Source organism: Mangrovibacter yixingensis, assembly GCF_020523985.1.
Classification (GTDB): domain Bacteria; phylum Pseudomonadota; class Gammaproteobacteria; order Enterobacterales; family Enterobacteriaceae; genus Mangrovibacter; species Mangrovibacter yixingensis.
Genome location: NZ_JAIVKM010000002.1, coordinates 571,919 through 597,054, shown reverse-complemented (window position 1 = coordinate 597,054; position 25,136 = coordinate 571,919). Strand labels below are relative to the sequence as shown.

General features: G+C 49.1%; 24 protein-coding genes. 15 read left to right on the top strand and 9 right to left on the bottom strand.

The features are described from left to right. The first annotated feature begins 196 nt into the window (after positions 1 to 196). From pnp to mtr, 5 genes are all read left to right on the top strand, one after another. Positions 197 to 2,347, top strand: coding sequence for a polyribonucleotide nucleotidyltransferase (pnp, locus tag LC084_RS13475; protein WP_226571706.1), 2,151 nt, complete (start codon positions 197 to 199; stop codon positions 2,345 to 2,347). A gap of 207 nt (positions 2,348 to 2,554) precedes the next feature. Beyond that, on the top strand, positions 2,555 to 3,439 hold the full coding sequence (gene nlpI / locus LC084_RS13470; protein WP_226571705.1) for a lipoprotein NlpI: 885 nt from the start codon (positions 2,555 to 2,557) through the stop codon (positions 3,437 to 3,439). Between the two features lie 101 nt (positions 3,440 to 3,540). Beyond that, entirely contained in the window at positions 3,541 to 3,621 is an 81-nt protein-coding gene (gene yrbN, locus LC084_RS13465; protein ID WP_110027122.1) for a protein YrbN, read from the top strand. Continuing rightward, entirely contained in the window at positions 3,614 to 5,509 is a 1,896-nt protein-coding gene (locus LC084_RS13460) for a DEAD/DEAH family ATP-dependent RNA helicase (protein WP_226571704.1), read from the top strand. Before yrbN ends, LC084_RS13460 begins: the two co-directional genes overlap by 8 nt. Before the next feature lie 233 nt (positions 5,510 to 5,742). After that, positions 5,743 to 6,990, top strand: a complete 1,248-nt coding sequence (mtr, locus tag LC084_RS13455) for a tryptophan permease (protein WP_226571703.1) — start codon at positions 5,743 to 5,745, stop codon at positions 6,988 to 6,990. Positions 6,991 to 7,189: 199 nt separating this feature from the next. Here mtr and LC084_RS13450 read toward each other — a convergent pair whose 3' ends face one another. The 3 genes from LC084_RS13450 to ubiU form a co-directional block, all read right to left on the bottom strand. Further along, entirely contained in the window at positions 7,190 to 8,197 is a 1,008-nt protein-coding gene (locus LC084_RS13450) for a luciferase-like monooxygenase (protein ID WP_226571702.1), read from the bottom strand. A gap of 132 nt (positions 8,198 to 8,329) precedes the next feature. Next, positions 8,330 to 9,208, bottom strand: coding sequence for a U32 family peptidase (locus LC084_RS13445; RefSeq protein WP_226571701.1), 879 nt, complete (start codon positions 9,206 to 9,208; stop codon positions 8,330 to 8,332). An 11-nt stretch (positions 9,209 to 9,219) separates the two neighbouring features. Then, positions 9,220 to 10,215, bottom strand: coding sequence for a ubiquinone anaerobic biosynthesis protein UbiU (gene ubiU / locus LC084_RS13440; protein ID WP_226571700.1), 996 nt, complete (start codon positions 10,213 to 10,215; stop codon positions 9,220 to 9,222). Between the two features lie 248 nt (positions 10,216 to 10,463). Here ubiU and ubiT point away from each other — a divergent pair, with 248 nt between their 5' ends. Then, a complete protein-coding gene (ubiT, locus tag LC084_RS13435) occupies positions 10,464 to 10,988 on the top strand; it encodes a ubiquinone anaerobic biosynthesis accessory factor UbiT (RefSeq protein ID WP_226571699.1) in 525 nt (174 codons plus the stop codon). Continuing rightward, positions 10,982 to 11,485, top strand: coding sequence for a GNAT family N-acetyltransferase (locus LC084_RS13430; RefSeq protein ID WP_226571698.1), 504 nt, complete (start codon positions 10,982 to 10,984; stop codon positions 11,483 to 11,485). Before ubiT ends, LC084_RS13430 begins: the two co-directional genes overlap by 7 nt. Here LC084_RS13430 and LC084_RS13425 read toward each other — a convergent pair. Beyond that, the gene (locus tag LC084_RS13425) at positions 11,482 to 11,775 is read right to left on the bottom strand and encodes a GIY-YIG nuclease family protein (RefSeq protein WP_226571697.1); all 294 of its coding nucleotides are present in this window, start codon (positions 11,773 to 11,775) and stop codon (positions 11,482 to 11,484) included. The genes LC084_RS13430 and LC084_RS13425 overlap by 4 nt on opposite strands. Before the next feature lie 113 nt (positions 11,776 to 11,888). Between LC084_RS13425 and LC084_RS13420 the strand changes: the two genes are divergently transcribed. The 3 genes from LC084_RS13420 (at position 11,889) to LC084_RS13410 (ending at position 14,127) form a co-directional block, all read left to right on the top strand. After that, a complete protein-coding gene (locus LC084_RS13420; protein ID WP_226571696.1) occupies positions 11,889 to 12,347 on the top strand; it encodes a YhbP family protein in 459 nt (152 codons plus the stop codon). Beyond that, positions 12,344 to 12,988: a Rossmann-fold NAD(P)-binding domain-containing protein gene (locus LC084_RS13415; RefSeq protein WP_226571695.1), complete on the top strand. Its 645-nt coding sequence runs from the start codon at positions 12,344 to 12,346 to the stop codon at positions 12,986 to 12,988. The genes LC084_RS13420 and LC084_RS13415 overlap by 4 nt, the downstream gene beginning before the upstream one ends. Before the next feature lie 77 nt (positions 12,989 to 13,065). After that, complete coding sequence (locus LC084_RS13410) at positions 13,066 to 14,127, top strand: permease (protein WP_226571694.1); 1,062 nt, start codon at positions 13,066 to 13,068, stop codon at positions 14,125 to 14,127. 114 nt (positions 14,128 to 14,241) lie between these two features. Here LC084_RS13410 and dolP read toward each other — a convergent pair whose 3' ends face one another. The 4 genes from dolP to LC084_RS13390 are packed head-to-tail and all read right to left on the bottom strand — an operon-like array spanning position 14,242 to position 17,946. Beyond that, positions 14,242 to 14,817, bottom strand: a complete 576-nt coding sequence (gene dolP / locus LC084_RS13405) for a division/outer membrane stress-associated lipid-binding lipoprotein (RefSeq protein ID WP_226571693.1) — start codon at positions 14,815 to 14,817, stop codon at positions 14,242 to 14,244. A 9-nt stretch (positions 14,818 to 14,826) separates the two neighbouring features. Continuing rightward, on the bottom strand, positions 14,827 to 15,417 hold the full coding sequence (gene diaA, locus LC084_RS13400) for a DnaA initiator-associating protein DiaA (protein WP_226571806.1): 591 nt from the start codon (positions 15,415 to 15,417) through the stop codon (positions 14,827 to 14,829). A gap of 22 nt (positions 15,418 to 15,439) precedes the next feature. Next, entirely contained in the window at positions 15,440 to 15,841 is a 402-nt protein-coding gene (locus LC084_RS13395) for a YraN family protein (RefSeq protein WP_226571692.1), read from the bottom strand. Continuing rightward, on the bottom strand, positions 15,799 to 17,946 hold the full coding sequence (locus LC084_RS13390) for a penicillin-binding protein activator (protein WP_226571691.1): 2,148 nt from the start codon (positions 17,944 to 17,946) through the stop codon (positions 15,799 to 15,801). Before LC084_RS13390 ends, LC084_RS13395 begins: the two co-directional genes overlap by 43 nt. A 60-nt stretch (positions 17,947 to 18,006) precedes the next feature. On the opposite strand from LC084_RS13390, the gene rsmI reads away from it, so the two are divergent. Beyond that, positions 18,007 to 18,873, top strand: a complete 867-nt coding sequence (gene rsmI, locus LC084_RS13385; RefSeq protein ID WP_226571690.1) for a 16S rRNA (cytidine(1402)-2'-O)-methyltransferase — start codon at positions 18,007 to 18,009, stop codon at positions 18,871 to 18,873. Between the two features lie 58 nt (positions 18,874 to 18,931). Here the strand turns inward: rsmI and garD are convergent, their stop codons facing one another. Further along, on the bottom strand, positions 18,932 to 20,503 hold the full coding sequence (gene garD, locus LC084_RS13380) for a galactarate dehydratase (protein WP_226571689.1): 1,572 nt from the start codon (positions 20,501 to 20,503) through the stop codon (positions 18,932 to 18,934). Positions 20,504 to 20,878: 375 nt separating this feature from the next. Between garD and LC084_RS13375 the strand changes: the two genes are divergently transcribed. From LC084_RS13375 to garK, 4 genes are all read left to right on the top strand, one after another. Then, a complete protein-coding gene (locus tag LC084_RS13375) occupies positions 20,879 to 22,207 on the top strand; it encodes an MFS transporter (RefSeq protein WP_226571688.1) in 1,329 nt (442 codons plus the stop codon). 20 nt (positions 22,208 to 22,227) lie between these two features. Next, entirely contained in the window at positions 22,228 to 22,998 is a 771-nt protein-coding gene (gene garL / locus LC084_RS13370) for a 2-dehydro-3-deoxyglucarate aldolase (protein ID WP_226571687.1), read from the top strand. Between the two features lie 33 nt (positions 22,999 to 23,031). Then, positions 23,032 to 23,922, top strand: a complete 891-nt coding sequence (gene garR, locus LC084_RS13365) for a 2-hydroxy-3-oxopropionate reductase (protein ID WP_226571686.1) — start codon at positions 23,032 to 23,034, stop codon at positions 23,920 to 23,922. Between the two features lie 65 nt (positions 23,923 to 23,987). Beyond that, the gene (gene garK / locus LC084_RS13360; protein ID WP_226571685.1) at positions 23,988 to 25,133 is read left to right on the top strand and encodes a glycerate 2-kinase; all 1,146 of its coding nucleotides are present in this window, start codon (positions 23,988 to 23,990) and stop codon (positions 25,131 to 25,133) included. The last annotated feature ends 3 nt before the right edge of the window (positions 25,134 to 25,136 follow it).

The following is a 25,136-nucleotide window of genomic DNA, read 5'->3' as shown; positions in this document are numbered from 1 at the left end:
TTTTCAACTCAAAAGCAGCAATTAACCAGAAAGTAATGTATTGTTGCTTTTAATAGTCTTTATTGCTGAGGTTCGCGCGGCTAATGAAAACACATAAAATTTTTCTGTGTTTTCATTAGTCGCGAGGGAGCATAAAGGCTGGTAATCACAACAGCACTTTGTTGTGCTGTCACTCGTCTAAAGAAAGGATACTATTTTGCTTAATCCGATCATTCGTCAATTCCAGTATGGTCAACATACCGTCACTATCGAAACCGGCATGATGGCTCGCCAGGCAACTGCGGCCGTGATGGTCAGCATGGATGACACCGCCGTTTTCGTTACCGTTGTTGGTGCTAAAAAAGCGAAACCCGGCCAGGATTTCTTCCCTCTTACAGTAAACTACCAGGAACGTACTTACGCAGCTGGCCGTATCCCTGGCGGTTTTTTCCGCCGTGAAGGCCGCCCAAGTGAAGGCGAAACGCTGATCGCGCGTCTGATTGACCGCCCGGTTCGTCCGCTGTTCCCGGAAGGTTTTGTTAACGAAGTCCAGGTTATTGCAACGGTTGTGTCTGTTAACCCACAGGTTCACCCTGATATCGTTGCTATGATTGGTGCTTCTGCCGCTCTGTCTCTGTCTGGTATTCCATTCAATGGCCCAATTGGTGCTGCGCGCGTTGGTTATATCAATGATCAATATGTTCTGAACCCAACAGCCGATGAGCTGAAAAACAGCCAACTGGATTTAGTAGTTGCGGGTACTGATAACGCCGTGCTGATGGTTGAATCTGAAGCTGAACTTCTGAGTGAAGACCAAATGCTGGGTGCTGTGGTATTTGGTCACGACCAACAACAGGTTGTTATCGAAAATATCAAAGCGCTGGTTGCTGAAGCGGGCAAACCGCGTTGGGATTGGCAGCCAGAAGCAGTTAACGAAGCATTGAATGCGCGTGTTGCTGCTCTTGCTGAAACGCGTCTGAGCGATGCATACCGCATTACTGACAAACAAGAGCGTTATGCTCAGGTTGATGTCATTAAATCTGAAGTCATTGCTGCTCTGTTGGCAGAAGATGAAGCCCTGGACGAAAACGAACTGGGTGAAATTCTGCATGCGCTGGAAAAAACAATTGTCCGTAGCCGCGTACTGGCTGGGGAACCGCGCATTGATGGCCGTGAAAAAGACATGATTCGTGGCCTGGATGTGCGCACAGGCGTTCTGCCGCGTACTCACGGTTCAGCACTGTTTACCCGCGGCGAAACTCAGGCTCTGGTTACTGCAACCTTAGGGACCGAGCGTGACGCGCAAAACATCGATGAATTGATGGGCGAGCGTACTGATCGCTTCCTGTTCCACTATAACTTCCCTCCATACTCTGTGGGTGAAACCGGGATGGTGGGTTCGCCAAAACGCCGTGAAATTGGTCATGGCCGTCTGGCTAAACGTGGTGTGGCGGCTGTTATGCCAGCTGCAGATCGTTTCCCATACACTGTGCGTGTTGTTTCTGAAATCACTGAGTCCAATGGTTCTTCTTCCATGGCTTCTGTCTGCGGTGCGTCTTTAGCACTGATGGATGCGGGTGTGCCGGTGAAAGCTGCCGTTGCGGGTATCGCAATGGGCCTGGTTAAAGAAGGCGATAACTTTGTTGTCCTTTCTGATATTCTGGGCGATGAAGATCATCTTGGCGATATGGACTTTAAAGTAGCGGGTTCACGTGAAGGTATCACTGCTTTGCAGATGGATATCAAAATCGAGGGTATCACTCGCGAAATCATGCAGGTTGCTTTGAACCAGGCTAAAGGTGCACGTCTGCACATTCTGGGTGTGATGGAACAGGCAATCAATGCACCGCGTGGTGACATTTCTGAATTTGCACCGCGTATCCATACGATTAAGATCAACCCTGATAAGATCAAAGACGTTATCGGTAAAGGTGGTTCTGTAATCCGTGCTCTGACCGAAGAAACCGGTACAACCATTGAAATTGAAGATGACGGTACTGTGAAAATCGCAGCAACTGATGGCGATAAAGCAAAACATGCTATTCGTCGCATCGAAGAAATTACTGCTGAGATTGAAGTTGGTCGCATCTATAATGGTAAAGTTACGCGTATCGTTGATTTCGGTGCGTTTGTAGCGATTGGCGGTGGTAAAGAAGGTCTGGTGCATATTTCTCAGATTGCCGACAAGCGTGTAGAAAAAGTGACAGACTATCTGCATATGGGCCAGGAAGTTCCGGTTAAAGTACTGGAAGTTGACCGCCAGGGCCGTGTACGTCTGAGCATGAAAGAAGCTGTTGAGCAGCCAAAAGCACAGGAGCAGGAAGAAAAATCAGCTCCAGATGCAGCAGTTGATACTCAGGCTGAGTAATCTCGCTCTATGGCATATTAATACCCGATACCGTCTGAAACGTGTTGCCAGCTAGTGCCGCACTGGCGGGCAACAAAAAAACAGTATCTGGAATGCGGAGTTGGCTCTTCATGGTGACATGAAGAGCTGTTTCATTCAGGGCAGGAAGCCATGTTATACAGCCGGGTAACAGGACGTTCATCCATTTGTTGTCTTCGGGAGTAGGAAATGAAGCCTTTTTTGCGCTGGTGTTTCGTTGCGACAGCTCTGACGCTGGCGGGATGCAGCAACTCTGCCTGGCGTAAGGATGAAGTGCTTGCTGTTCCTTTACAGCCAACACTGCAACAGGAAGTTATCCTGGCGAGGATGGAACAAATTCTTGCCAGTCGGGCTTTAACCGAGGATGAACGCGCACAGCTTTTATATGAGCGCGGAGTGTTGTATGATAGTCTCGGTCTGAGGGCCTTAGCGCGGAATGATTTTTCACAAGCGCTGGCAATCAGGCCTGATATGCCTGAGGTTTTTAATTATCTCGGGATTTATTTAACGCAGGCGGGCAATTTTGATGCCGCTTATGAAGCGTTTGATTCTGTACTTGAGCTTGATCCAACTTACAACTATGCGTATTTAAACCGAGGTATCGCGCTGTATTACGGCGGTAGGTACCGGTTAGCGCAAGATGATCTGCTGGCGTTTTATCATGACGATCCTAACGATCCTTTCCGTAGCCTGTGGCTTTACCTTGACGAAAGCAAGTTAAACGAACAGCAGGCAAAAGACGCGTTAAGACAACGCTTCAATAAATCGGATAGAGAACAATGGGGATGGAATATTGTCGAATTCTACCTTGGTGATATCAGTGAAAGCACACTGATGGAAAGACTCAAGGCAGATGCAACGGATAACACCTCGCTCGCTGAGCATCTCAGTGAAACCAACTTCTATTTAGGTAAGCATTACCTAAGTCTGGGGGATAAGGACAGTGCTGAGGCATTGTTCAAATTAGCGCTTGCTAACAACGTTCATAACTTTGTCGAGCATCGCTATGCATTGTTGGAATTATCGCTCTTGGGCCAGGAGCAAGATGACCTGGCAGAATCGGACCAGCAATAGCTGACGAATTTTTTCAGCCCTTTTTATCGAGTCTTCACCTTCCGGGGTGAGGGCTGTTTTGTTCGTCAATTCAACAAATTTGAGCCGGTTCACACTTTTCAATGAAAATTGCAGATCGTTTTCACGATGAGTTATGTAGACTGGCCGCCATTGACACTGAGGCACTTGTACTACATGGCTGATATTGAAACCACCTTTTCCGAACTGGGCCTGAAAGCCCCTATCCTTGAAGCACTGAGCGACCTGGGTTATGAAAAACCTTCGCCGATTCAGTCTGCTTGCATTCCGCACTTATTGGAAGGGCGTGATGTGTTGGGGATGGCCCAAACCGGGAGTGGCAAAACCGCAGCGTTTTCGCTGCCGTTACTGAACAATATTGATCCTGAGTTGCGTGCTCCGCAGATCCTGGTTCTGGCTCCAACCCGCGAGTTGGCCGTTCAGGTTGCAGAAGCATGTAATGACTTTTCTAAACATATGCGTGGCGTAAACGTTCTGGCCCTTTACGGCGGCCAGCGTTATGACGTACAGCTGCGCGCTTTGCGCCAGGGACCGCAAATCGTTGTTGGTACCCCAGGCCGTCTGCTGGACCACCTGAAACGTGGTACCCTTGATCTTTCTCAACTGAAAGGTCTGGTTCTGGATGAAGCAGATGAAATGCTGCGCATGGGTTTCATCGAAGATGTTGAAACCATCATGGCAGAAATTCCTGCAGGTCATCAGACCGCGCTGTTTTCTGCAACTATGCCGGAAGCGATTCGCCGTATTACGCGTCGCTTTATGCAAGACCCGCAGGAAGTGCGGATCCAGACCAGCATCAACACGCGTCCTGATATCAGCCAGAGCTACTGGACTGTATATGGCATGCGTAAAAACGAAGCACTGGTTCGTTTCCTTGAAGCTGAAGACTTTGATGCGGCGATTATTTTCGTACGTACCAAAAATGCGACTCTTGAAGTGGCTGAAGCTCTGGAACGTAATGGTTACAACAGTGCAGCACTGAATGGTGATATGAACCAGGCTCTGCGTGAACAAACACTGGAGCGCCTGAAAGATGGTCGTTTGGACATTCTGATTGCAACCGATGTTGCTGCACGTGGTCTGGATGTTGAGCGTATCAGCCTGGTCGTTAACTACGACATCCCAATGGATGCTGAATCTTACGTTCACCGTATCGGCCGTACTGGCCGTGCTGGTCGAGCTGGCCGTGCTTTGTTGTTCGTTGATAACCGTGAACGCCGTCTGCTGCGTAACATTGAACGTACGATGAAGCTGACCATTCCAGAAGTGGAATTGCCGAATGCTGAGTTACTGGGCGAACGCCGTCTGGCTAAATTCTCTGCAAGCGTTCAGCAACAACTGGAAAGCAGTGATCTTGATCTGTACCGTGCGCTGTTAAGCAAACTGCAGCCGGGTGAAGAAGCTGATATGGAAACACTGGCTGCAGCATTGCTGAAAATGGCTCAGGGTGAACGTCCGCTGATTCTGCCGCCGGATCCGGTTATTGAACGCCGTCCGCGCCGTGAATTCCGTGACCGTGACGATCGTGGTGATCGCCGTGGCGAGCGCGGTGACCGTGCTGAGCGTGGTGATCGTCCGCGTCGTGAACGCCGCGATGCAGGTGAAATGGAACTCTACCGTATCGAAGTGGGTCGTGACGATGGTGTTGAAGTTCGCCATATCGTTGGTGCAATCGCAAACGAAGGTGATATCAGCAGCCGTTACATCGGTAACATTAAACTGTTTGGTACACATTCCACTATCGAGCTGCCAAAAGGTATGCCTGGCGAAGTGTTACAGCACTTCACCCGTACACGTATTCTCAACAAACCGATGAATATGCAGTTACTGGGTGACGCACAGCCGCGCGGTGAACGTCGTGGTGGTGGACGTAGCTTCGGTGGCGAACGCCGTGAAGGTGGTCGTGGTGAAGGCCGTCGTTTCGGTGGTGGTGAACGCCGCGAAGGTGGTGGTCGTCAGTTTAATGGTGAACGTCGTGATAACCGCGACAGCCGTGCACCGCGCCGTGACCGTGATGATTCAACAGGTCGCCGCCGCTTCAGTGAAGCATAATTTAGTGTAACAACTGCTATTCAAGCCCTGCGTAAGCGGGGCTTTTTTCTTCTGTTCGACTCCTTTCTTTCTGTACCTGCTTTAGTGGCACAATTAGCTGTAAACTATATTTTACGCTTTACACAACACTGCTTTTGGGCTATTTCAGGCTCAGTTATTTTAGGGTGTACTCATGTACTGGTACAATGTTCCATATGATTACTGGCCCGAAAAATGGGTTCAATGGAGCTTGTATGGCAACACTCACAACATCATCTTCCGCCTCTGTATCAGTTTGGGGAGGCGTGATGCTTATAGCCGGCACTATTATTGGTGCTGGTATGTTTTCTCTGCCCGTTGTGATGTCTGGTGCCTGGTTTTTTTGGTCTCTGGCGGGGCTGGCCTTTACCTGGTTCTGTATGTTGCATTCTGGGTTAATGATCCTTGAAGCAAACCTCAATTATCGCCCGGGAGCTAGCTTCGATACCCTGACGCGAGACTTGCTGGGGAAAAAGTGGAATTTACTCAATGGGCTGTCTATTGCGTTTGTCTTGTATATCCTGACCTATGCATATATTTCCGCAAGCGGTTCAATTCTGCAGCATACTTTTTCTTCTTTTTCCATGAATGTCTCAGCAAGATTTGCTGGAACCGGGTTTGCACTGTTAATCGCTTTTATTGTCTGGCTGAGCACAAAAGCGGTGAACCGGGTAACTGCCATTGTATTGGGAGCAAAAGTGATTACGTTCTTTCTCACTTTTGGCACACTGCTGGGGCATGTCCAGCCAGCAATATTGCTTAACACCACAGACAGCAACCCACATTATGCGCCGTATTTATTGATGACCCTGCCATTCTGCCTGGCTTCATTTGGCTATCACGGCAATGTCCCCAGCCTTGTAAAGTATTATGGGAAAAACCCGGCGGCTATTGTGCGTTGCATTGTGGGGGGAACCCTTATTGCGCTTGGTTTGTACGCTATATGGTTGTTAGGAACCATGGGGAATATTGCTCGCCATGACTTTATCGATATCGCTGCTAAAGGTGGCAATATTGATGCGCTGGTTCAGGCATTGAGCAGCGTTCTGAACAGTAAAAGTTTGGGATTGCTATTAGTGGCATTTTCTAACTTTGCTGTGGCAAGTTCGTTTCTTGGTGTAACTCTGGGGTTGTTCGATTACCTGGCTGACCTGTTTGGCTTCGATGATACGGCTTTAGGGCGCCTGAAAACTGCCGGGCTGACTTTTATGCCCCCGATAGCCGGAGCGTTATTCTGGCCAAATGGTTTTCTTTATGCAATTGGTTATGCTGGCCTGGCTGCAACCGTTTGGGCCGCAATAGTACCAGCGTTATTGGCTCGAAAATCACGCAAGCGTTTCCCGGATGCATCCTTTCGTGTGTGGGGAGGAACCCCTCTCATTGTTCTGGTTCTCTGTTTTGGCATTGTGAATGCCGTAGCCCACATTCTTTCCAGTTTTAACTTGTTACCTGCCTACCAATAAATCAAAAACGCAGGGTTGTACCCCTGCGTGAGTCTGATGACAAACCTTATGTCCGCACAGAACGAGAAGATGTCACCCAATAAAAAACTGGGAAAATCAATTCATTGATTTTCGCCCGCTAACTAAAAAGAAGGAAAAACCACGTTTTTTCCTTCTTTTTCATCAATCTGACGCAGGGTTGCACCCCTGCGTAAATCCATTATCCCAGAGACGCTTTGACTTCCATAGCCAGTTCGAAGGAATGCAGACGAGCCTGGTTATCAAAGATTTGCCCATTAACCATAATTTCATCGGCCTGAGTTTCCCGCAGCAAACTTAACAGGCCATGGCGCACTTTAGCTTTATCGCCAACCAGAGACATACTCAGTGCCTGCTGAACACCATATTGCTCTGCCGGGCTCCAGAAATTAGCAATATTTTGGATTGGTTGGGGTAGCTTCCCTGTTTCGCCACGGCGTAATTTCACAAATGCCTGTTGCATCGAAGTAAATAAAAATTCTGCGTCACGGTTACTGTCGGCGGCAATAATATTAATACACACCATAGCATAAGGTTTCTCAAGGCGAGCTGAAGGTACGAAGTGGCTGCGGTAAAGTTGCAGGGCCTGAAACAGCATATCGGGAGCAAAATGCGATGCGAAGGCAAACGGTAGACCAAGCTTTGCCGCCAGTTGTGCGCTATACAGGCTGGAGCCTAACAACCACACAGGAATGTGTAACCCATAGCCTGGTACTGGTCGCACAGCAGAAGCCCCATCATTACCGTCAAACCAGTTCAATAGTTCACTGACATCTTCTGGGAAGCTATCCAGTTCGCTATTCATATGACGACGTAATGCTGCCATTGTACGATGGTCGCTGCCAGGGGCTCTGCCTAACCCCAGGTCTATACGCCCCGGAAAGAGCGTTTCAAGCGTACCAAACTGCTCTGCAATAACCAGAGGAGAGTGGTTAGGCAACATAATTCCGCCAGAGCCCAGATGAAGGGTGCTGGTATTTGCCGCCAGGTAGCCAATAAGCACGGATGTTGCTGCGCTGGCTATACCCGACATATTGTGGTGTTCTGCCAGCCAGTAGCGGTGGTAGCCGAGTTTCTCAGCAAGCTTTGCCAACTCAAGGGAGTGGCTAAAGGCTGTGTCTGCCTCAGCACCTTCTGGTACAGGAGCAAGGTCAAGAACAGAAAACGGTACACTGGCGTAATCAGACATAAGCGCTCGCTTTTATCGCATCGTTGAGAAAAAAATAGCTTCTGTCGGGCAGATGACTTTACCATCTGCCCGTTCATGCAATTTTAATACTGCATTAAAGATTGTTGATGCGCGTTAACAATGCGAGCTGTTTCAGACTTCGAGGTTAAGACCGGCGAGGCGTTTCCAGTAACCATTGCAATCGTGGTGGTTTTCCAGTGTCAGTGGTTTTTCACCTTGCTCATTGGCGCGAAAGTGTTTGAGCACATCCAGCGTTCCCAGTCCCATTGGTGACAACCGGACAATATCCACCAGCCCTTGCATACCGGATAATTCATTACCAAGGTTGTACACATAACCACTCATGGTTTGGATACCATTGAGCACGAAAACTTGCTGGTCTTCCTGTGAACGCATATTTCGGCCAACAGGGTATTTAATACAGCATGTCTCGCACTCATCCTTTGCCCGGTTTTCTGAGCGCGCAGTAAAGCAGCGTGCGGAATATGCCAGAGGCAGGTGGCCATAGCTGAGCACTTCCACTTCGAACTGATTACGAATACCCAACGTGTCGCACTGTTCCAGTAATTTAATTAGCCAGTCACGGGAGAGTTCGACTGGCATGCACCAGCGTATCATCCCCTGATTGTGTAAAATACGCAGCGTAACGGCGTTATAACAGTTGAGTGCATGCCCGGCGACAAAAGGCAGTTTGTGTTCTGCCGCAAGGCTGACTGTACCAAAATCATTGGCTTCAATCAGAAACTCACCGTTATCGACATAGCGCTTCAATTCGCCCAGTTCAGAAGGAGCCTGAACGAGAGCGAGCGTGGATAAAACCACTTGCTTCCCGCTACCTGCCAGCATTTTTGCCAGCGCCATCCAGTCACCTTGCTTTGTCGCCCGACGTTTACTGCAAACGGCTTCGCCCAGATAAATAATATCCGCTTCACTTTGCTGCGCTGCGGTATAAAACGTTTCCAGTGTTTCTTTCGGCCAGTAATAGAGCACAGGCCCTAATGAATATTTCATCTTTGCTCCTGTCACTGCCATTTCCGGTGATAAGCACCTAATGTGGTTTGGGTACCTTCGGCCATTGCACCCAGCGCCTGCATCCATGCATCCTGCGGCACGAAGCTTTCGGGGGCTGCAATACAACGGTCAATTGCCTGACGCCACACTTTAGCTACCTGGGTAACATAAGCTGGGCTGCGCTGACGGCCTTCGATTTTGACGGAAGCAATCCCCATAGACATCAATTCAGGCAGGAGCGATAAAGTGTTGAGGCTGGTTGGCTCTTCCAGCGCATGATACAAATCGCCATCGACTCGGTAACGCCCTTTGCACAGCGTTGGGTAGCCTGCATTTTCGTTTGCTTGATAGCGATCGATCAATACGTCATTCAGGCGAGATTCCAGTCCTTGTGGTGTTTGTTGCCAGCGAACAAAACGCGCAGGTGAGCATGCACCTACGGTATTAGGCGATTCACCTGTCAGGTAGGAGGAAAGGTAGCAGCGCCCTTCAGCCATAATACACAGGCTGCCAAATGCGAAAACTTCTAGTGGAACTGGGGTGACGCGAGCTAATTGTTTTACTTGATGAATAGATAACACACGGGGTAAAACAACGCGGCCAACAGCAAAGTTGTTATGATAAAAGCGAATAGCTGCTTCATTGGTGGCTGATGCCTGAACAGAAACATGACGTTCAACGTCAGGATAACGGCGTGCTGCATAATCCAGCATAGCCAGGTCGGCCAGGATGAGTGCGTCTGCACCTAGTTGGGCCGCCATATCTATCGCTTTTTCCCAGCGGGCATATCCATCAGGATGCGCAAAGGTATTGATAGCGATATGCAGCTTACGTTTATGGCGATGCACAAAGTCTACCGCTTCTTGTAACCGTTTTTCGGTAAAGTTTAACCCGGCAAAATGGCGGGCATTAGTATCATCTTTCAGGCCAATATAGACCGCGTCGGCACCATTCTCGATGGCCGCCTTCAGAGCCGGTAAATTCCCAGCTGGACAAAGCAACTCCATAGCGTTTCCTGGGTTGTCTGGTAACCATGAACGTTACCGGGCTGGCCGTGAATGGACAGCCAGAATTGTTAATGAAGTGCGATTCTAGTTAACCTTTACACGATACATTTTGATTTAAGGCAGCTAAAGTCGTATTCATAGCTCCTGACGCGAGTAATGAAACCTGTGTAATAGTTGATTTGGGCCGCTATATCGCCAGCCTGATGTGGCAGAATAAGCGGTAATATTGTGTGAAGGAGTGAAAGCCCGTGTTGGAAAAATTACGTACAAATCTGGTGCGTCTTGGTCCCGCTTTGTTGCGCCAGCCGGTAAAACTGACGCCGTTTGCGTTAAAACGTAAAGTGCTGGAGCAAGTACTTAGCTGGCAGTTTCGTCAGGCGCTGGAAGAAGGCGAGTTGGACTTCCTGGAAGGTCGCTGGCTGAGTATTGAGGTGCGTGATATCGGGCTGCAGTGGTTTACTTCGTTGCAGGCGAATCAACTGGTGGTTCGTGAACAAGCAGAAGCGGATGTCAGTTTTATTGCTGATGCTAACGATCTGTTGATGGTCGCAGCACGTAAACAGGATCCAGATACTCTCTTTTTCCAGCGTCGCCTGGTGATTGAAGGTGATACGGAACTTGGGTTGTATGTTAAGAACTTAATGGATGCGATAGAGCTGGATGCCATGCCTAAGCCGTTGAGGGTACTTCTACTTCAACTCGCTGACTTTGTAGAAGCTGGTCTTGAAAATGCACCAGCAATTAAACAGACCTCAGTAGGTGAGACATGTTAATTCGTGTGGAAATCCCCATTGATGCTCCAGGCATTGATGCTCTGCTTCGCCGTGCGTTTGAAGGTGATGCAGAAGCGCAACTGGTTCACTCCCTGCGTGAAGACGGTTTACTCACATTAGGGCTGGTTGCAACCGATGACGAAGGCCAGGTGGTTGGCTATATCGCGTTTAGTCCTGTGGATATTGCGGGTGAAGACCGGCAATGGGTAGGTTTGGCACCACTGGCAGTTGATGCGCCTTTTCGTGGCCAGGGGCTGGGTAAACAATTGGTCTACGAAGGGCTGGACTCTTTGAATGAATTTGGTTACGCCGCCGCAGTTGTGCTCGGTAATCCTGAGTTTTACTCACACCTGGGCTTTAAGAAAGCCGCACAGTTCGACCTTTACTGTCGTTGGCCTGAAACCGAAAATGCTTTCTTGATTTATCCACTGGCTGAAGATGCTCTGGCGGGTGTTTCTGGCCGGGTCGATTATCACGAACACTTTGACAGATTTTAATCCTTGGGCGTTTGCAGGCTCGCCAACAGACTAATCAGTTGCGTATTGTCGGTAAGCAGGCGTTCTTTTTCAACCCGGGTAAATTGTTTTACCCGGTATTCAGCACGCAGTGCCAGTGATTTATCGCCTATCGGGTAACTGAACACCAGCGTTAACTCACCGGCACCACGCAACGCTTTTGCACCTTTGCCTTGTTGGTGTTGGTTAAAACGGCGCTCAACATTCGTTGTTATGCCGGTGTAGAGGCGGTTATTTTGCGTGTGAATAAGATACAGGAACCAGTCAGACATAATTACAAGATATAAGGGAATATCAGGCTACCTTACCACGAAATCCTACAAAGTTGGGCGACCCGTTCGTGGTCGTCAGAGTTACGTCGCAGGTTAAACAAACAGGAGTCGTGATGGAATCCCTGAGTGTTATCAGCCGATGGCTGAAGAAGCAGAATGTTGTCACCTTTTGTGTCTCAAATGAAAGCAGTATCTGGTGCGCTAATGCATTTTTTTATTTTGATCAACAACGTGTTGCATTTTATTTGCTGAGTGACCCAAACTCCCGTCATGGTAAAATGATTGGCCAAATTAGCCCGGTAGCGGGCACCGTGAATGGTCAAACAAAAACAGTTGCACTGATTCGTGGATTACAATACAGCGGCACTATTCGTCTGGTTGATGAAGCTGAATCAGGCCCGTTTCGCGAGCCTTATTACCGTCGTTTCCCCATTGCCAGAGTTCACAAATCCCCGATTTGGGAAATTCTGGTTGATGAACTTAAATTCACAGATAACACGTTGGGGTTTGGCAAGAAATTATTCTGGTTCCGTGACCCTCAGGCCGCACATCAGGCTGGTCTTGACCAGTGAATGTATTACTCTCTGGGGCTAGTGGTTTAGTTGGCAGCCATTTACTTGAGCTACTGGTTGCCAACCCACAAATCTCTCATATCATCATTGCTTCACGCCGTTCACTACCCAGCCACCCGAAAGTGACTTGCATTGTCGCTCCTGAGTTATCAGATGCTCTGAATCAGGTATCTACGCCTGTCGACCTGGTATTTTGTTGCCTTGGCACCACCCGCCATGATGCTGGTAGCGCTGAGGCGTTCTTCTCAGTTGACCATGACCTGGTATTACTTACCGGGAAAACGGGGCTGCGCCTGGGGGCTGAAAAAATGCTGGTGGTGAGTGCGATGGGGGCCAACCCTCGTTCACGGATATTCTATAATCGAACAAAAGGTCTCGCAGAATTTGCGTTGATTGAACAGGCATGGCCAGTGCTGGTCATTACCCGTCCGTCTATGTTACTTGGCGAAAGACCTAAAAAACGCTGGGCAGAAACGCTGAGCGCGCCATTTTTTAAATGCCTGCCCGGTTCCTTGCGGGCTATCAACGCCACCGATGTTGCCCGTGCTCTGATGTTTAACGCGTTATCTGATAACCAGCCTTCTGTCGTTGTCAGGGATTCAGCTCAACTCAGCCAGGACGCAAAGCGCTACACAGTTTAAACAGATTGTTCCGGCCTGGTATCCTGGCATAGCAGGTTGCGGGACTTTTCAATCACTACATATCTTTTGAGGTTTTTATGGCAACGCAATCCGCGCCTGCTGAACGGGTGTCTTCTTTTGCATGGTGGAAGCCCGTCCTGTTTTTCTTGGTAATGGCAGTCGGTCTTTGGTACGTAAAATGGCAACCCTATTATTTTAAAGCGTTTACTGCGGCTGAAACCCACAGTATTGGTCACTCCATTATTGCTCAGCCTGAAACACACCCCTTTCAGTCAGCCATTGATTACTCCGTAGTGTACTTTCTGGCAGTGTGGAAAGCGGCAGTGCTGGGCGTATTGCTGGGTTCATTGATTCAGGTTTTACTTCCCCGCAACTGGCTATTGAAAACAATGGGGCAAACACGTTTTGGGGGGACCTTATTTGGGGCATTATTTGCCTTACCCGGCATGATGTGTACCTGTTGTGCGGCACCAGTAGCAGCAGGAATGAGACGACAGTCAGTCTCTATGGGGGGCGCTTTGGCTTTCTGGATGGGTAATCCGCTGCTTAATCCCGCTACGCTGGTGTTTATGGGGTTTGTGCTGGGCTGGCAATTCGCACTGATACGTATTGTTGCCGGGTTGGTAACGGTACTGGGCGTGGCATGGCTGGTTCAGCGCTGGGTTAAGGAGCCTGATATGCGCAGTGCCCGTGCTCAAGCAAATGTGTTGCTTGATAACTTACCCAACCAACAAACTGGTGGTTTTTTGCGCCGTTGGGCGTCTGCATTATGGTGGCTGTTCTGGAGCACCATTCCGGTGTATATCCTGGCCGTATTTATTCTTGGGGCCGCTCGAGTTTGGTTGTTCCCTCATACTGAAGGCATTATTGAAAATAACCTGTTCTGGGTTGTGGCAATGGCCGTTGCCGGGTGCCTGTTTGTGATTCCTACTGCGGCTGAAATTCCAATTATCCAAACGCTGATGGCTGCTGGAATGGGAACAGGTCCGGCGATGGCGTTGTTGATAACGTTACCTGCTGTCAGTGTGCCATCACTGGTTATGTTGCATAAAACGTTCCCTGCGAAAGCACTCTGGCTGACAGGGCTGATGGTTATTGTCTGCGGGAGTGTGCTGGGGGGCCTGGCACTGATGTTCTGAGCTGTTTCTGGTCAGTAACCGGTACTTTCAAAACAATAAAGCCCTGCACATGTGCAGGGCTTTATTTTCAGGCCGTAGCCAGGCGTACAAAATACCAGAATGTGGTGGCGCTTATTATTTCAAGGGGGTAAACGCAGTTGTGACATGTTTGACGCCACTGACCCGGCTGGCAATATCGGCAGCCGCTTTAGCTTCTGTATCTGTTACCAGACCCATCAGGAAGACTTCACCATTCTCAGTAGTTACTTTCACATTAGATGATTTCACTGTGTCGCTTGCCAGCAACTGCGAGCGAACTTTGGTGGTTATCCATGTATCCATGGAAACCGTGCCGAGGCTTATAGGCTGCATAATTCGGATTTCATTATAGACTTCCGTTACACCGTCCACGCCCATAGCAATTTTCTTCGCTTCTTCAGACAAGGCTTGAGTAGGGGCCTGGCCCGTCAGCAATAGTTTCCCCTGGTAAGCCATTACATTTACCCGAGCATCTTTTTTCAATTGCTCATTTTTGCTTAAGGCATTACTGGCACGTAATTCCAGTGTGCCATCATCCACTTGTGTGCCTACAGTTCGCGGATCGGTAGCGGTTTTTGTTGCGACGGCTGCGCTTCCCACGACTACAGCGCCAACACAGCCTTGTAGCAGTAGTGCGGAAATAAGGACTGCCAGCGGCGTTAATGCCTTCATGAGTACTCCTTAGTCGTCCTGGTGAGGAAATAATGTGTTATCGATCAGATCACATAAGCAATTCACCGTCAGCATATGCATTTCCTGAATGCGTGCGCTGCGGTGAGAGGGAATACGAATTTCGACGTCTTGCGGGCCCAGCAGACCAGCAAGTTCACCACCGTCATAACCGGTTAATGCCACAATTGACATATCACGGGTGACGGCTGCTTCCACTGCTTTAACGATGTCTCTACTGTTGCCGCGTGTCGAAATCGCCAATAAAACATCGCCATGATGGCCTAAAGCGCGAACCTGTTTGGCATATATTTCATCATGCGAACGATCATTGCTTATGGCGGTTAAGACCACATTATCAGCATTTAGTGCAATAGCAGGTAAACTGGGGCGCTCCGTTTCAAAGCGGTTTATCATACTGGCGGCAAAATGCTGGGCATTCGCTGCAGATGTGCCATTGCCGCAGCACAGCACTTTATTGCCGTTCAGTAAACACTGCACGATGGAGAGTGCGGCGCGTGAAATTGCATCTGGCAGCGCTTCTGCGGCCGCAATCTGTGTTTGAATACTTTCGGTAAAACAGGCTTTAATTCTGTCCAGCACAATAGATCCTGATGCAATGGCTTTAATTGTCGCAGGCGGAGAATGCATTGGGTATCCATTCCGCCCGGTCATTCGTGAAGGCTAGCACATCAAAACGGCAATCCACAGTATCAAAACTCTGGTTTTGTTGCGCCAGCCATAAGTTGGCAGTTTGTAACAGTTTACGCCTTTTTTGGCGAGTGATACTGGCTTGTGCACCACCATATTGCTCCGACTGGCGATAGCGCACTTCAATAAACACCAGGCACCCGTTCTGTTTCATAATGAGGTCTATCTCACCCCTGCCAAAGCGTACATTGGCTGCAATAAAATGTAACCCTTGTTGCTCCAGCCAACGGCGCGCCCTCTGTTCCCAGAGCGCGCCTTTTTGTTGTGTGGCACTTAATTGACGGGAACCACGTTGCCTTGTTGGTACATAAGCCATGGCAATTTCCGTTTGATTACACAGTCGGTGTTGGCGGTCAGATCGCCGGTATTCCCCATAATCTGGTAGCCAGGTACCTGGCGTATCTGGGAGAAATGGCTGGCAAGCGTCCAGGCATCAACCCCCATAGCGTAGAGGCGGGCAAGTGAGTAATCGTTATTCACACTGCCGAGTGCCTGCTGCATCAAGGTGTTGTTACCGCCGGAAAGCATAGGAATGTCACTGAATTGCAGACCACTCATTTCCAGGCGGAAGTCTGGCCCGGTACCACCCTGGGCACTGCGTGAACTGGCGTACAGCACAGCACCGCCACTATGGCTGCCTGAGCGCATGGTTATCATTGGTTTGATAAGCGCCAGTTCTGGTTGGGTAGCAACAATGTATACCGCATCAACTTTGCCCGATGTTCCTGCTGTAATATCGGTATCCGAAGGCGGGGCCGGAATGGTCAACCCACCAATGGTGACACTCTGCTGCTGTGGCAGGCTGGCCTGAACGGGGCGGCCCGTCAGAGCAATACCCGAGTTGCGGTTAATGCTCATTTTCAGCTCATTTACTGAACCGAATTGTTGCTCCAGAACAACACCACCACCCAGTTCTTGCCATGCAGTGGCAAACGCTTTACTGATGCGCGAGCCAAAACTATTGCGGGGAATCAGAACCAGAGGGTTACGTTCCCCAGATTGCCATATATGGCGTGCTGCATCTGCGGCTTCATTTTCTGGAGACAACGCGAAGTAACATACGTTTGCCTGGTTCTGCACTTCTTCCGGTTGATTGAGAGCCAGCATGTTTATGGTTGTATTGATTTTAACCGCGGCTCTAACATTTTCCTTCAACAACGGCCCGATAACGATGCTGGCACCGTCTTTTTGCACCTGAGCCATAATCTGATCAATAGATTGCGTGCTGGTGTCGTACACTTTTAATTCAGCAGATGGATTAGCCGGAGTGCTATTAATGGCTTGAGTATCGGCAGATGCTGTTGTATTGGCTACTTCGGGCGTTTCTGGCGTGGTCGAGGCGTCAGTTGCAGTGGCATCTGTTGGGGTGGCTGCAGCCGTATCACCTGCCAGATTATCAACGGAAGCCGCTGACGGGCTAACAACATCCCCGTTAGCACTATCCTCCGTTGTGCTTGTAGCTTCATCTGGGTTGGCCTGCCCGACACCTGCTTCAGTATTACTGTCTGACGCGGTGCTGCCCGGCACGGATTGCGGCGCAATCTGGCTAACCGGCGTGGTACCCGCATTTTTCGCAGCCTCAAACCCTTGCTCAATCGTGCGTCCAAAAATCGCCGCCTGGCCGCTCAATGGCAGCAACAGGGCGATTTTTTGGACTGACGTGGGCTGGAATGACTGAACATTTGCCAGTTGAGTCGGTAACATTTTGGCTGCAGGGTTGTCCGGATAACGTGTCTGCCAGTCTTTGATAGCCGCTTTTAGCATGGTGGCATCATTACGGTTATCGAACCACATATGCTGTAAATCGAGCCAGCCCCGTAGCGTTTGTTCACCCGTATTGATAACCAGTGCATTTGCCTGGTCCTGGGTCATGGAAGAGAGCGCTTGCCAGGTAGCATCAATATTTTGCTGTTTTGCCGTACCTTGCAGGCCGGGTTCCTGAGCGATTAATGCCCGGAGTAACTCAATAGATGGTGTGCCCTGATTGAGCGCAATTTGTGCCTGCCAGTAACGTTGTGCCTGAGCAGGGGTCAGGGTATCCGGGTTAATACTTGCCAACAGTGTTTTTGCGCTGGCTGGGTCTTGTTGTACTAATTTCATTTCAACAGCCAACAATGCCTGTTCATCACGTTGTTGTGCTGTAACCTGTTGCGGTAGTGCCTGGAAGAGTTGCACTGCCTGGTTGGTTTTCCCTTCCTGGAGTAATGAACGAATGGCAAGTAATTGCCAGTTGGTCTTGGTATCATTCGTACTTTGCTGCATTTGCTGCAAGTAGAAGGCGGAGTCGGCCTTTACCTGGCCTTGCATGTAAGGTGCACTTTGGTCTGGTTCATGTGCGACGCACCCGGCGAACAAAATCGTGGCCAGAATCACTGGCAGGCTGCGTGAGGCTTTAGAACGAAAACGGTTTGACGGTACCATACTGTATCCAGAGTTTTTTTGCTTAATGCTCAATATTAAATCGGCAATACGGATGAAACAATGAAACAAGACGAATCAGTGCTGAATTCTGATGGTCAGCTTTATATAGTTCCTACACCTATCGGAAATTTGGGTGATATTACCCAGCGTGCGCTTTCCGTATTGCAGTCTGTTGATCTTATTGCTGCCGAGGATACCCGTCATACCGGGTTACTTTTACAGCATTTTGCCATAAATGCGCGTCTTTTCGCACTTCATGACCATAACGAACAACAAAAAGCAGAAACGTTGCTGGCTAAGCTGCAAGAAGGGCAAAACATTGCTCTGGTTTCCGATGCGGGTACTCCACTGATTAATGATCCGGGTTACCACCTGGTACGTACCTGCCGTGAAGCGGGGATTCGCGTGGTGCCATTACCTGGCCCGTGCGCTGCTATTGCTGCCTTAAGTGCGGCAGGTTTGCCTTCTGACAGGTTTTGTTACGAGGGCTTTTTGCCAGCTAAACCAAAAGGGCGGCGTGATGCACTAACCGCATTGTTGCAAGAGCCTCGCACGCTGATTTTCTATGAATCGACTCACCGTCTGCTGGACAGCCTTGCAGATATAAATGCCGTGCTGGGGTCTGAACGCTATGTGGTTCTGGCTCGTGAACTCACCAAAACCTGGGAGTCTGTATATGGTGCCCCGATAGGTGAATTGTTGGCCTGGGTTCAGGAAGATGATAACCGGCGTAAAGGGGAAATGGTGCTGATAGTGGAAGGTTACAAAGCACAAGAAGAGGCACTGCCGCCGGATGCATTGCGCACGCTGGCTTTATTACAGGCCGAGCTACCACTAAAAAAAGCTGCCGCACTGGCGGCAGAAATTCATGGTGTTAAAAAAAATGCGCTCTATAAATATGCGCTGGATGCACAGGATAACGGCTGACGTTATCCTGGCAAAGCAGGCATGAACGTGCGTGGCGTGTTCATGCCTTGCTGGTGGATCAGGTAACAGGTGCGGGGTTGAATACAGCCAGTTGGTTGTGCAGCCCCCACTGGTCTGAGAAGGTTTTTTTCCGCCCACTGGCTACATCAAGAATAAAGTGGAACAACTTCCAGCCCACATCTTCAATGGTCTCTTCACCTGTAGCAATGGTGCCGGCATTAATATCCATCAAATCAAACCAGCGGTTAGCCAGCTCGGTACGCGTTGCCATTTTAATTACTGGAACAGCCATCAGGCCATAAGGTGTCCCGCGGCCAGTTGTGAAGACCTGAACGGTTATCCCTGATGAAACCTGTTGCGTGCCACAAACGAAGTCGCTGGCAGGGGTTGCGGCATAAATCAGCCCACGTTTTGTTGGGCGTTGGCCGGGCGATAACACTTCTACAATTGCACTTTTCCCGGATTTGGCAATGGAGCCCAGGGCTTTTTCCACAATATTTGCCAGCCCGCCTTTCTTATTCCCGGGAGATGGGTTGGCACTGCGGTCTGTTTTCCCCATGTCCAGGTAATTGTCATACCAGGCCATCTCTTCAAGCAGTCGTTTACCCACATCTTCATTAACAGCGCGTGGTGTGAGCAAATGAATGGCATCACGGACTTCGGTCACTTCAGAAAACATCACGGTTGCACCACAGCGAACCAGCAAATCAGAAGCAAAACCTACAGCCGGGTTTGCTGTCACGCCAGAGAAAGCATCACTCCCACCACATTGTGTGCCCACTACCAGTTCAGAAGCAGGGCAGGTTTCACGTTTGCGCTGGTTGAGTTTATCCAAATGCCGGGCTGCAACCCGTAAAATATCTTCCACCATTGACTGGAAACCAACGTGCTGTTCATCTTGCAAGCGCACAATACTGGCTTCGTCGACGTTTATTGGCTGGACATCTTCTGTACCCTGCAACAGGCGTTCAGGTTGCAGTTTTTCACAGCCCAACCCAATTACCATCACCTCACCACCAAAATTGGGGTTAAGCGCGATGTTATGAATAGTACGAATTGGAACCACCGCAGCGGGAGCATTGATAGCCACACCACAACCATACAAGTGGTTCAACCCAACAACACCATCAACATTAGGGTAGTTTGGCAGTAAGTCTCGTTCTATTAGTTTGACAACATAATCCACCACTCCGGCGACACAGTGTACGCTGGTGGTGATACCCAACAGGTTTTTGGTACCAACACTGCCATCTGCGTTGCGGTAACCTTCGAAGGTATAGCCTTCCAGCGGTGGTAAAGACTCAGGAACGCGGGTAGCCAGCGGGAGTGTGTTCAACGGTGGCGCTTTTGGTAACTCAACCATGGATTCATCAATCCAGGCTCCGGCCGGGACATCACGTACCGCATAGCCGATAACTTCGCCATAGCGAATTATTTCCCCTTTTTTTGGAATATCAATCAAGGCAACTTTATGCCCTTGGGGAATATGTTCAATTAATGTCAGCCCATCAGGAAAACGAGTACCAGCTTTTAAACCATTATCGTTAACAATAATAGCGACATTATCTGTTTCATGAACTTTTATATAAAACGCCTGAGGCGAATGCTGTTTAACTTCTATCGTTGCCATTTCCAGTATTCTCCAGGTACGCTGTCTGGTGATTTTTGAAAAAGAGAAAAGTCTAAATAAATATATTGTGGAGTTAGCATGTCAGGTTCATTGGGAACAAAATGTGATCTGCATCACCTAATGTGCTGAAGCCAGAGCTGGCAAGGTGGGAAACAGTAAAAATTGTGCATTATCGCCCATGTTATTGTGCATTTGCTCATGAGATAATTTAAATTTAAACTTTCAATTGTGCGTTTGCATGGTGCGTACTATTTGTACTGTGCTTATACTGAAGAAAATTAAAAAACACCTGCTAGTTATTTTTTAGTGTATTTAAAAGTGTTCATTAAATTATTTAAAATTTACTTATCTGTACCCTACTTAGAGGCTGGAAAAATGATTTTGGATGAAACCGTGGAAGCTAAACGGGGAATGCATACCCGATACCTTATATTGTTAGTGATATTTATTGTTACAGCAATAAATTATGCAGACCGAGCCACTCTCTCCATTGCCGGTGCTGAAGTGGGTAAAGAACTACAACTTAGTTCAATTTCTTTAGGTTATATATTTTCAGCCTTCGGGTGGGCCTATTTGTTAATGCAAATCCCCGGTGGCTGGTTACTGGATAAATTTGGTTCACGTAAAGTTTATACATACAGTTTGTTTTTCTGGTCATTGTTTACTTTCCTGCAAGGGTTTGTTGGCATGTTTCCCCTTGCATGGGCCGGGATCTCGATGTTCGTGATGCGCTTTATGTTGGGCTTTTCTGAAGCACCTTCATTTCCCGCAAATGCGCGCATTGTGGCTGCATGGTTCCCGACGAAAGAGCGTGGCACAGCTTCTGCTTTGTTTAATGCTGCGCAGTATTTTTCATTAGCTATCTTTTCCCCGTTACTGGGTTGGCTCACTTTTACCTGGGGCTGGGAACATGTGTTCACCGTGATGGGGGTTATTGGCTTTATCCTGACCTGGGTCTGGACCCGCACTATTCATAACCCAACAGACCACCCGCGTATGTCTAAAGCAGAGCTGGACTTCATCCGTAAAGGTGGGGCAGTTGTTGATATGGACCAACGCAAGAATGATGGCCTTACTGGTCCAAAACTTAACTATATCAAACAGCTGTTAACTAGCCGGATGATGCTGGGTGTGTTCTTTGGGCAGTATTTTATTAATACCATCACCTGGTTCTTCCTGACCTGGTTCCCAATCTACCTGGTCCAGGCGCGTGGCATGTCCATTTTGAAAGTTGGCCTGGTAGCCTCTATACCGGCACTGTGTGGTTTCGCTGGTGGGGTATTGGGTGGCGTGTTCTCCGATTACCTGATTCGCCGTGGTGTGTCGCTTACTGTTGCCCGTAAGTTACCAATAGTTCTGGGCATGTTACTGGCCTCAACCATCATTCTGTGTAACTACGTTGATAACACCGCACTGGTTGTGACACTGATGGCGCTGGCGTTCTTTGGTAAAGGCTTTGGGGCGCTGGGCTGGCCGGTAATTTCCGATACCGCACCGAAAGAGATCGTTGGGTTATGCGGTGGGGTGTTTAATGTCTTCGGTAACGTAGCATCAATAGTGACTCCACTGGTGATTGGTTATCTGGTCAGTGAACTTCACTCTTTTAATGCTGCTCTGATCTTTGTCGGCTGTTCAGCACTGATGGCGATGATTTGCTACCTGCTGGTTGTTGGCGATATCAAACGTATGGAACTTCAAAAATAAGCAACGATGAAGGCAAGACAATGAATAACGAATTTTTTCCCAATGCATTCAAAGCGGCGCTGGCGGCTCACCAGACACAAATAGGCTGCTGGTCCGCTCTTGCAAGCCCTATCACTACAGAAGTGCTTGGCCTGGCAGGTTTCGACTGGTTGGTGCTGGATGGCGAACATGCGCCGAATGATATCTCTACTTTCATTCCCCAGCTTATGGCTCTGAAGGGGAGCCACAGCGCGCCGGTGGTTCGTGTCCCGACCAATGAGCCCGTCATCATCAAGCGGTTTTTGGATATCGGTTTTTATAACTTCCTGATTCCGTTTGTTGAATCAGAAGAAGATGCCGTTCGTGCTGTGGCATCAACACGTTATCCGCCGCAAGGCATTCGCGGTGTCTCCGTTTCTCACCGTAGTAATGGCTACGGCACTGTTAAAGATTATTTCAAAACAGTAAACGACAACATCACGATTCTGGTGCAAATCGAAAGTCAGGAAGGGTTGGATAACCTGGATGCGATTGCAGCGACAGAAGGTGTGGATGGCATCTTCGTGGGGCCGGGCGATTTGTCGGCAGCACTGGGTTACCTGGGAAATCCTTCACATCCTGAAGTGCAACGTGCAATTGCACATGTTTTTGAACGCGCAAAAGCGCATGGCAAACCCGCCGGTATCCTGGCGCCAGTTGAAGCTGATGCCCGCCGTTACCTGGAATGGGGCGCAACCTTTGTTGCTGTGGGCAGTGACCTTGGGGTTTTCCGCGGTGCTACCCAAAAACTGTGTGATGCATTCAAAAAGTAACGACCACCTGTAAATAGCGAGAGAGAGCAAATTATGACGATGAAAGTTGGTTTTATTGGCCTGGGTATCATGGGTAAACCAATGAGTAAAAACCTCATTAAGGCTGGTTATTCCCTGGTGGTTTCAGACCGTAATCCTGAAGCCATTGCTGATGTCATTGCCGCAGGCGCAGAAACCGCAGCAACACCGAAAGCCATTGCTGAACAGTGTGATGTCATTATCACGATGCTGCCTAACTCCCCACATGTGAAAGAAGTGGCATTGGGTGAAAACGGCATTATCGAAGGTGCACGGCAGGGCCTGATCTTAATTGATATGAGTTCCATTGCACCACTTGCCAGCCGTGAAATCGCTGAAGCGTTGAAAGCGAAAGGCGTATCCATGCTTGATGCACCGGTAAGCGGTGGCGAACCCAAAGCTGTGGATGGCACATTGTCTGTAATGGTGGGCGGTGATAAAGCCGTATTCGATAAATACTACGACCTGATGAAAGCCATGGCAGGTTCTGTGGTTCATACCGGTGACATTGGTGCGGGTAACGTAACCAAACTGGCTAACCAGGTCATTGTTGCCCTGAACATCGCTGCAATGTCTGAAGCACTGGTTCTGGCAACGAAAGCAGGTGTTAACCCGGACCTGGTTTATCAGGCAATCCGTGGTGGGTTGGCAGGAAGTACAGTGCTGGATGCCAAAGCGCCAATGGTAATGGACCGCAACTTCAAACCCGGTTTCCGTATTGAACTGCATATTAAAGATCTGGCGAATGCGCTGGATACCTCGCATGGCGTAGGTGCGCAATTACCTCTGACTGCAGCGGTAATGGAAATGATGCAGGCATTACGTGCTGATGGTCTTGGCTCTGCCGACCACAGTGCGCTGGCATGCTACTACGAAAAACTGGCTAAGACTGAAGTCAGCCGATAAGGAAAAGGGCGCGAGGCTGCGCCCTGATGTTTTCGCCCTGAGTGGCATGACCAGGCAACAACCTTATGAAAATCGTAATTGCACCCGACTCATACAAAGAGAGCCTTTCTGCCACTCAGGTAGCACAGGCAATCGAAAAAGGATTTCGTGAAATTTTCCCTGATGCTGAATATGTCTCAGTACCCGTTGCTGATGGTGGCGAAGGAACTGTTGATGCCATGATAACGGCGACACAGGGAATCAGAATGAATTCCCCAGTCACCGGGCCTTTAGGGCAGCAGGTTATGGCGGAATGGGGCATTTCTGGTGACGGGAAAACCGCATTTATCGAAATGGCCCAGGCCAGTGGACTTGCTCTGGTTCCACCAGAACAGCGTAACCCACTACTGACCACATCGCGCGGTACGGGTGAATTGATTCTCCATGCACTGGAAAAAGGTGCACAAAACATCATTATTGGCATTGGTGGCAGTGCAACCAATGATGGTGGTGCTGGCATGGTCCAGGCACTGGGTGCCCGCCTTACTGATGAATTCGGTGATGAAATTGGTTTTGGTGGTGGCAGCCTGTTACAACTGCGTAATATTGATATCAGCAATATGGATTCCCGCCTCGCACATTGCGTTATTAATGTTGCTTGTGATGTAACAAATCCATTATTGGGTGAATATGGTGCGTCCCGAATTTTTGGTCCTCAGAAAGGGGCGACGGAAAGCATGATTCGCACACTGGATTGTAACCTTGGCCACTTTGCAGATGTCATTAAAGACACACTGAATGTGGATGTGAAGAATGTCCCGGGAGCCGGTGCTGCTGGTGGTATGGGAGCGGCATTAATGTCGTTTCTGGGCGCTGAGCTGCGCAGTGGTATTGAAATTGTTACTGAAGCCCTGAATCTGGAAGAACATATTCACGATTGTACTTTGGTGGTGACTGGTGAAGGTCGGCTGGATAGCCAAAGCATTCATGGCAAAGTGCCCGTTGGTGTTGCCAGTGTTGCGAAAAAATACCATAAGCCCGTCATTGGTATCGCGGGTTCTTTGACGAAAGATGTTTCTGTTGTGCATCAATATGGTATCGATGCCGTATTCAGTGTATTAAGCAGTATCAGCTCGCTGGAAGAAGCGTTTCGGGGCGCGTTTGATAATATCTACCGTGAATCGCGTAATATTGCGGCCACGTTAATGGTAGGTATGTGCACCGCAAGGTGACAG

Bases quoted from the DNA above. Each gene is read 5' to 3' on its own strand.
- LC084_RS13410 (WP_226571694.1), top strand. From the start codon at position 13,066: ATGGCAACGCAATCCGCGCCTGCTGAACGGGTGTCTTCTTTTGCATGG.
- garL (WP_226571687.1), top strand. From the start codon at position 22,228: ATGAATAACGAATTTTTTCCCAATGCATTCAAAGCGGCGCTGGCGGCT.
- garD (WP_226571689.1), bottom strand. From the start codon at position 20,503: ATGGCAACGATAGAAGTTAAACAGCATTCGCCTCAGGCGTTTTATATA.
- yrbN (WP_110027122.1), top strand. From the start codon at position 3,541: ATGAAAATTGCAGATCGTTTTCACGATGAGTTATGTAGACTGGCCGCC.
- LC084_RS13445 (WP_226571701.1), bottom strand. From the start codon at position 9,208: ATGAAATATTCATTAGGGCCTGTGCTCTATTACTGGCCGAAAGAAACA.
- LC084_RS13460 (WP_226571704.1), top strand. From the start codon at position 3,614: ATGGCTGATATTGAAACCACCTTTTCCGAACTGGGCCTGAAAGCCCCT.
- LC084_RS13425 (WP_226571697.1), bottom strand. From the start codon at position 11,775: ATGTCTGACTGGTTCCTGTATCTTATTCACACGCAAAATAACCGCCTC.
- LC084_RS13420 (WP_226571696.1), top strand. From the start codon at position 11,889: ATGGAATCCCTGAGTGTTATCAGCCGATGGCTGAAGAAGCAGAATGTT.
- LC084_RS13395 (WP_226571692.1), bottom strand. From the start codon at position 15,841: ATGGCTTATGTACCAACAAGGCAACGTGGTTCCCGTCAATTAAGTGCC.
- rsmI (WP_226571690.1), top strand. From the start codon at position 18,007: ATGAAACAAGACGAATCAGTGCTGAATTCTGATGGTCAGCTTTATATA.
- dolP (WP_226571693.1), bottom strand. From the start codon at position 14,817: ATGAAGGCATTAACGCCGCTGGCAGTCCTTATTTCCGCACTACTGCTA.
- mtr (WP_226571703.1), top strand. From the start codon at position 5,743: ATGGCAACACTCACAACATCATCTTCCGCCTCTGTATCAGTTTGGGGA.
- LC084_RS13430 (WP_226571698.1), top strand. From the start codon at position 10,982: ATGTTAATTCGTGTGGAAATCCCCATTGATGCTCCAGGCATTGATGCT.
- garR (WP_226571686.1), top strand. From the start codon at position 23,032: ATGACGATGAAAGTTGGTTTTATTGGCCTGGGTATCATGGGTAAACCA.
- LC084_RS13375 (WP_226571688.1), top strand. From the start codon at position 20,879: ATGATTTTGGATGAAACCGTGGAAGCTAAACGGGGAATGCATACCCGA.
- garK (WP_226571685.1), top strand. From the start codon at position 23,988: ATGAAAATCGTAATTGCACCCGACTCATACAAAGAGAGCCTTTCTGCC.
- LC084_RS13450 (WP_226571702.1), bottom strand. From the start codon at position 8,197: ATGTCTGATTACGCCAGTGTACCGTTTTCTGTTCTTGACCTTGCTCCT.
- nlpI (WP_226571705.1), top strand. From the start codon at position 2,555: ATGAAGCCTTTTTTGCGCTGGTGTTTCGTTGCGACAGCTCTGACGCTG.
- ubiU (WP_226571700.1), bottom strand. From the start codon at position 10,215: ATGGAGTTGCTTTGTCCAGCTGGGAATTTACCGGCTCTGAAGGCGGCC.
- LC084_RS13390 (WP_226571691.1), bottom strand. From the start codon at position 17,946: ATGGTACCGTCAAACCGTTTTCGTTCTAAAGCCTCACGCAGCCTGCCA.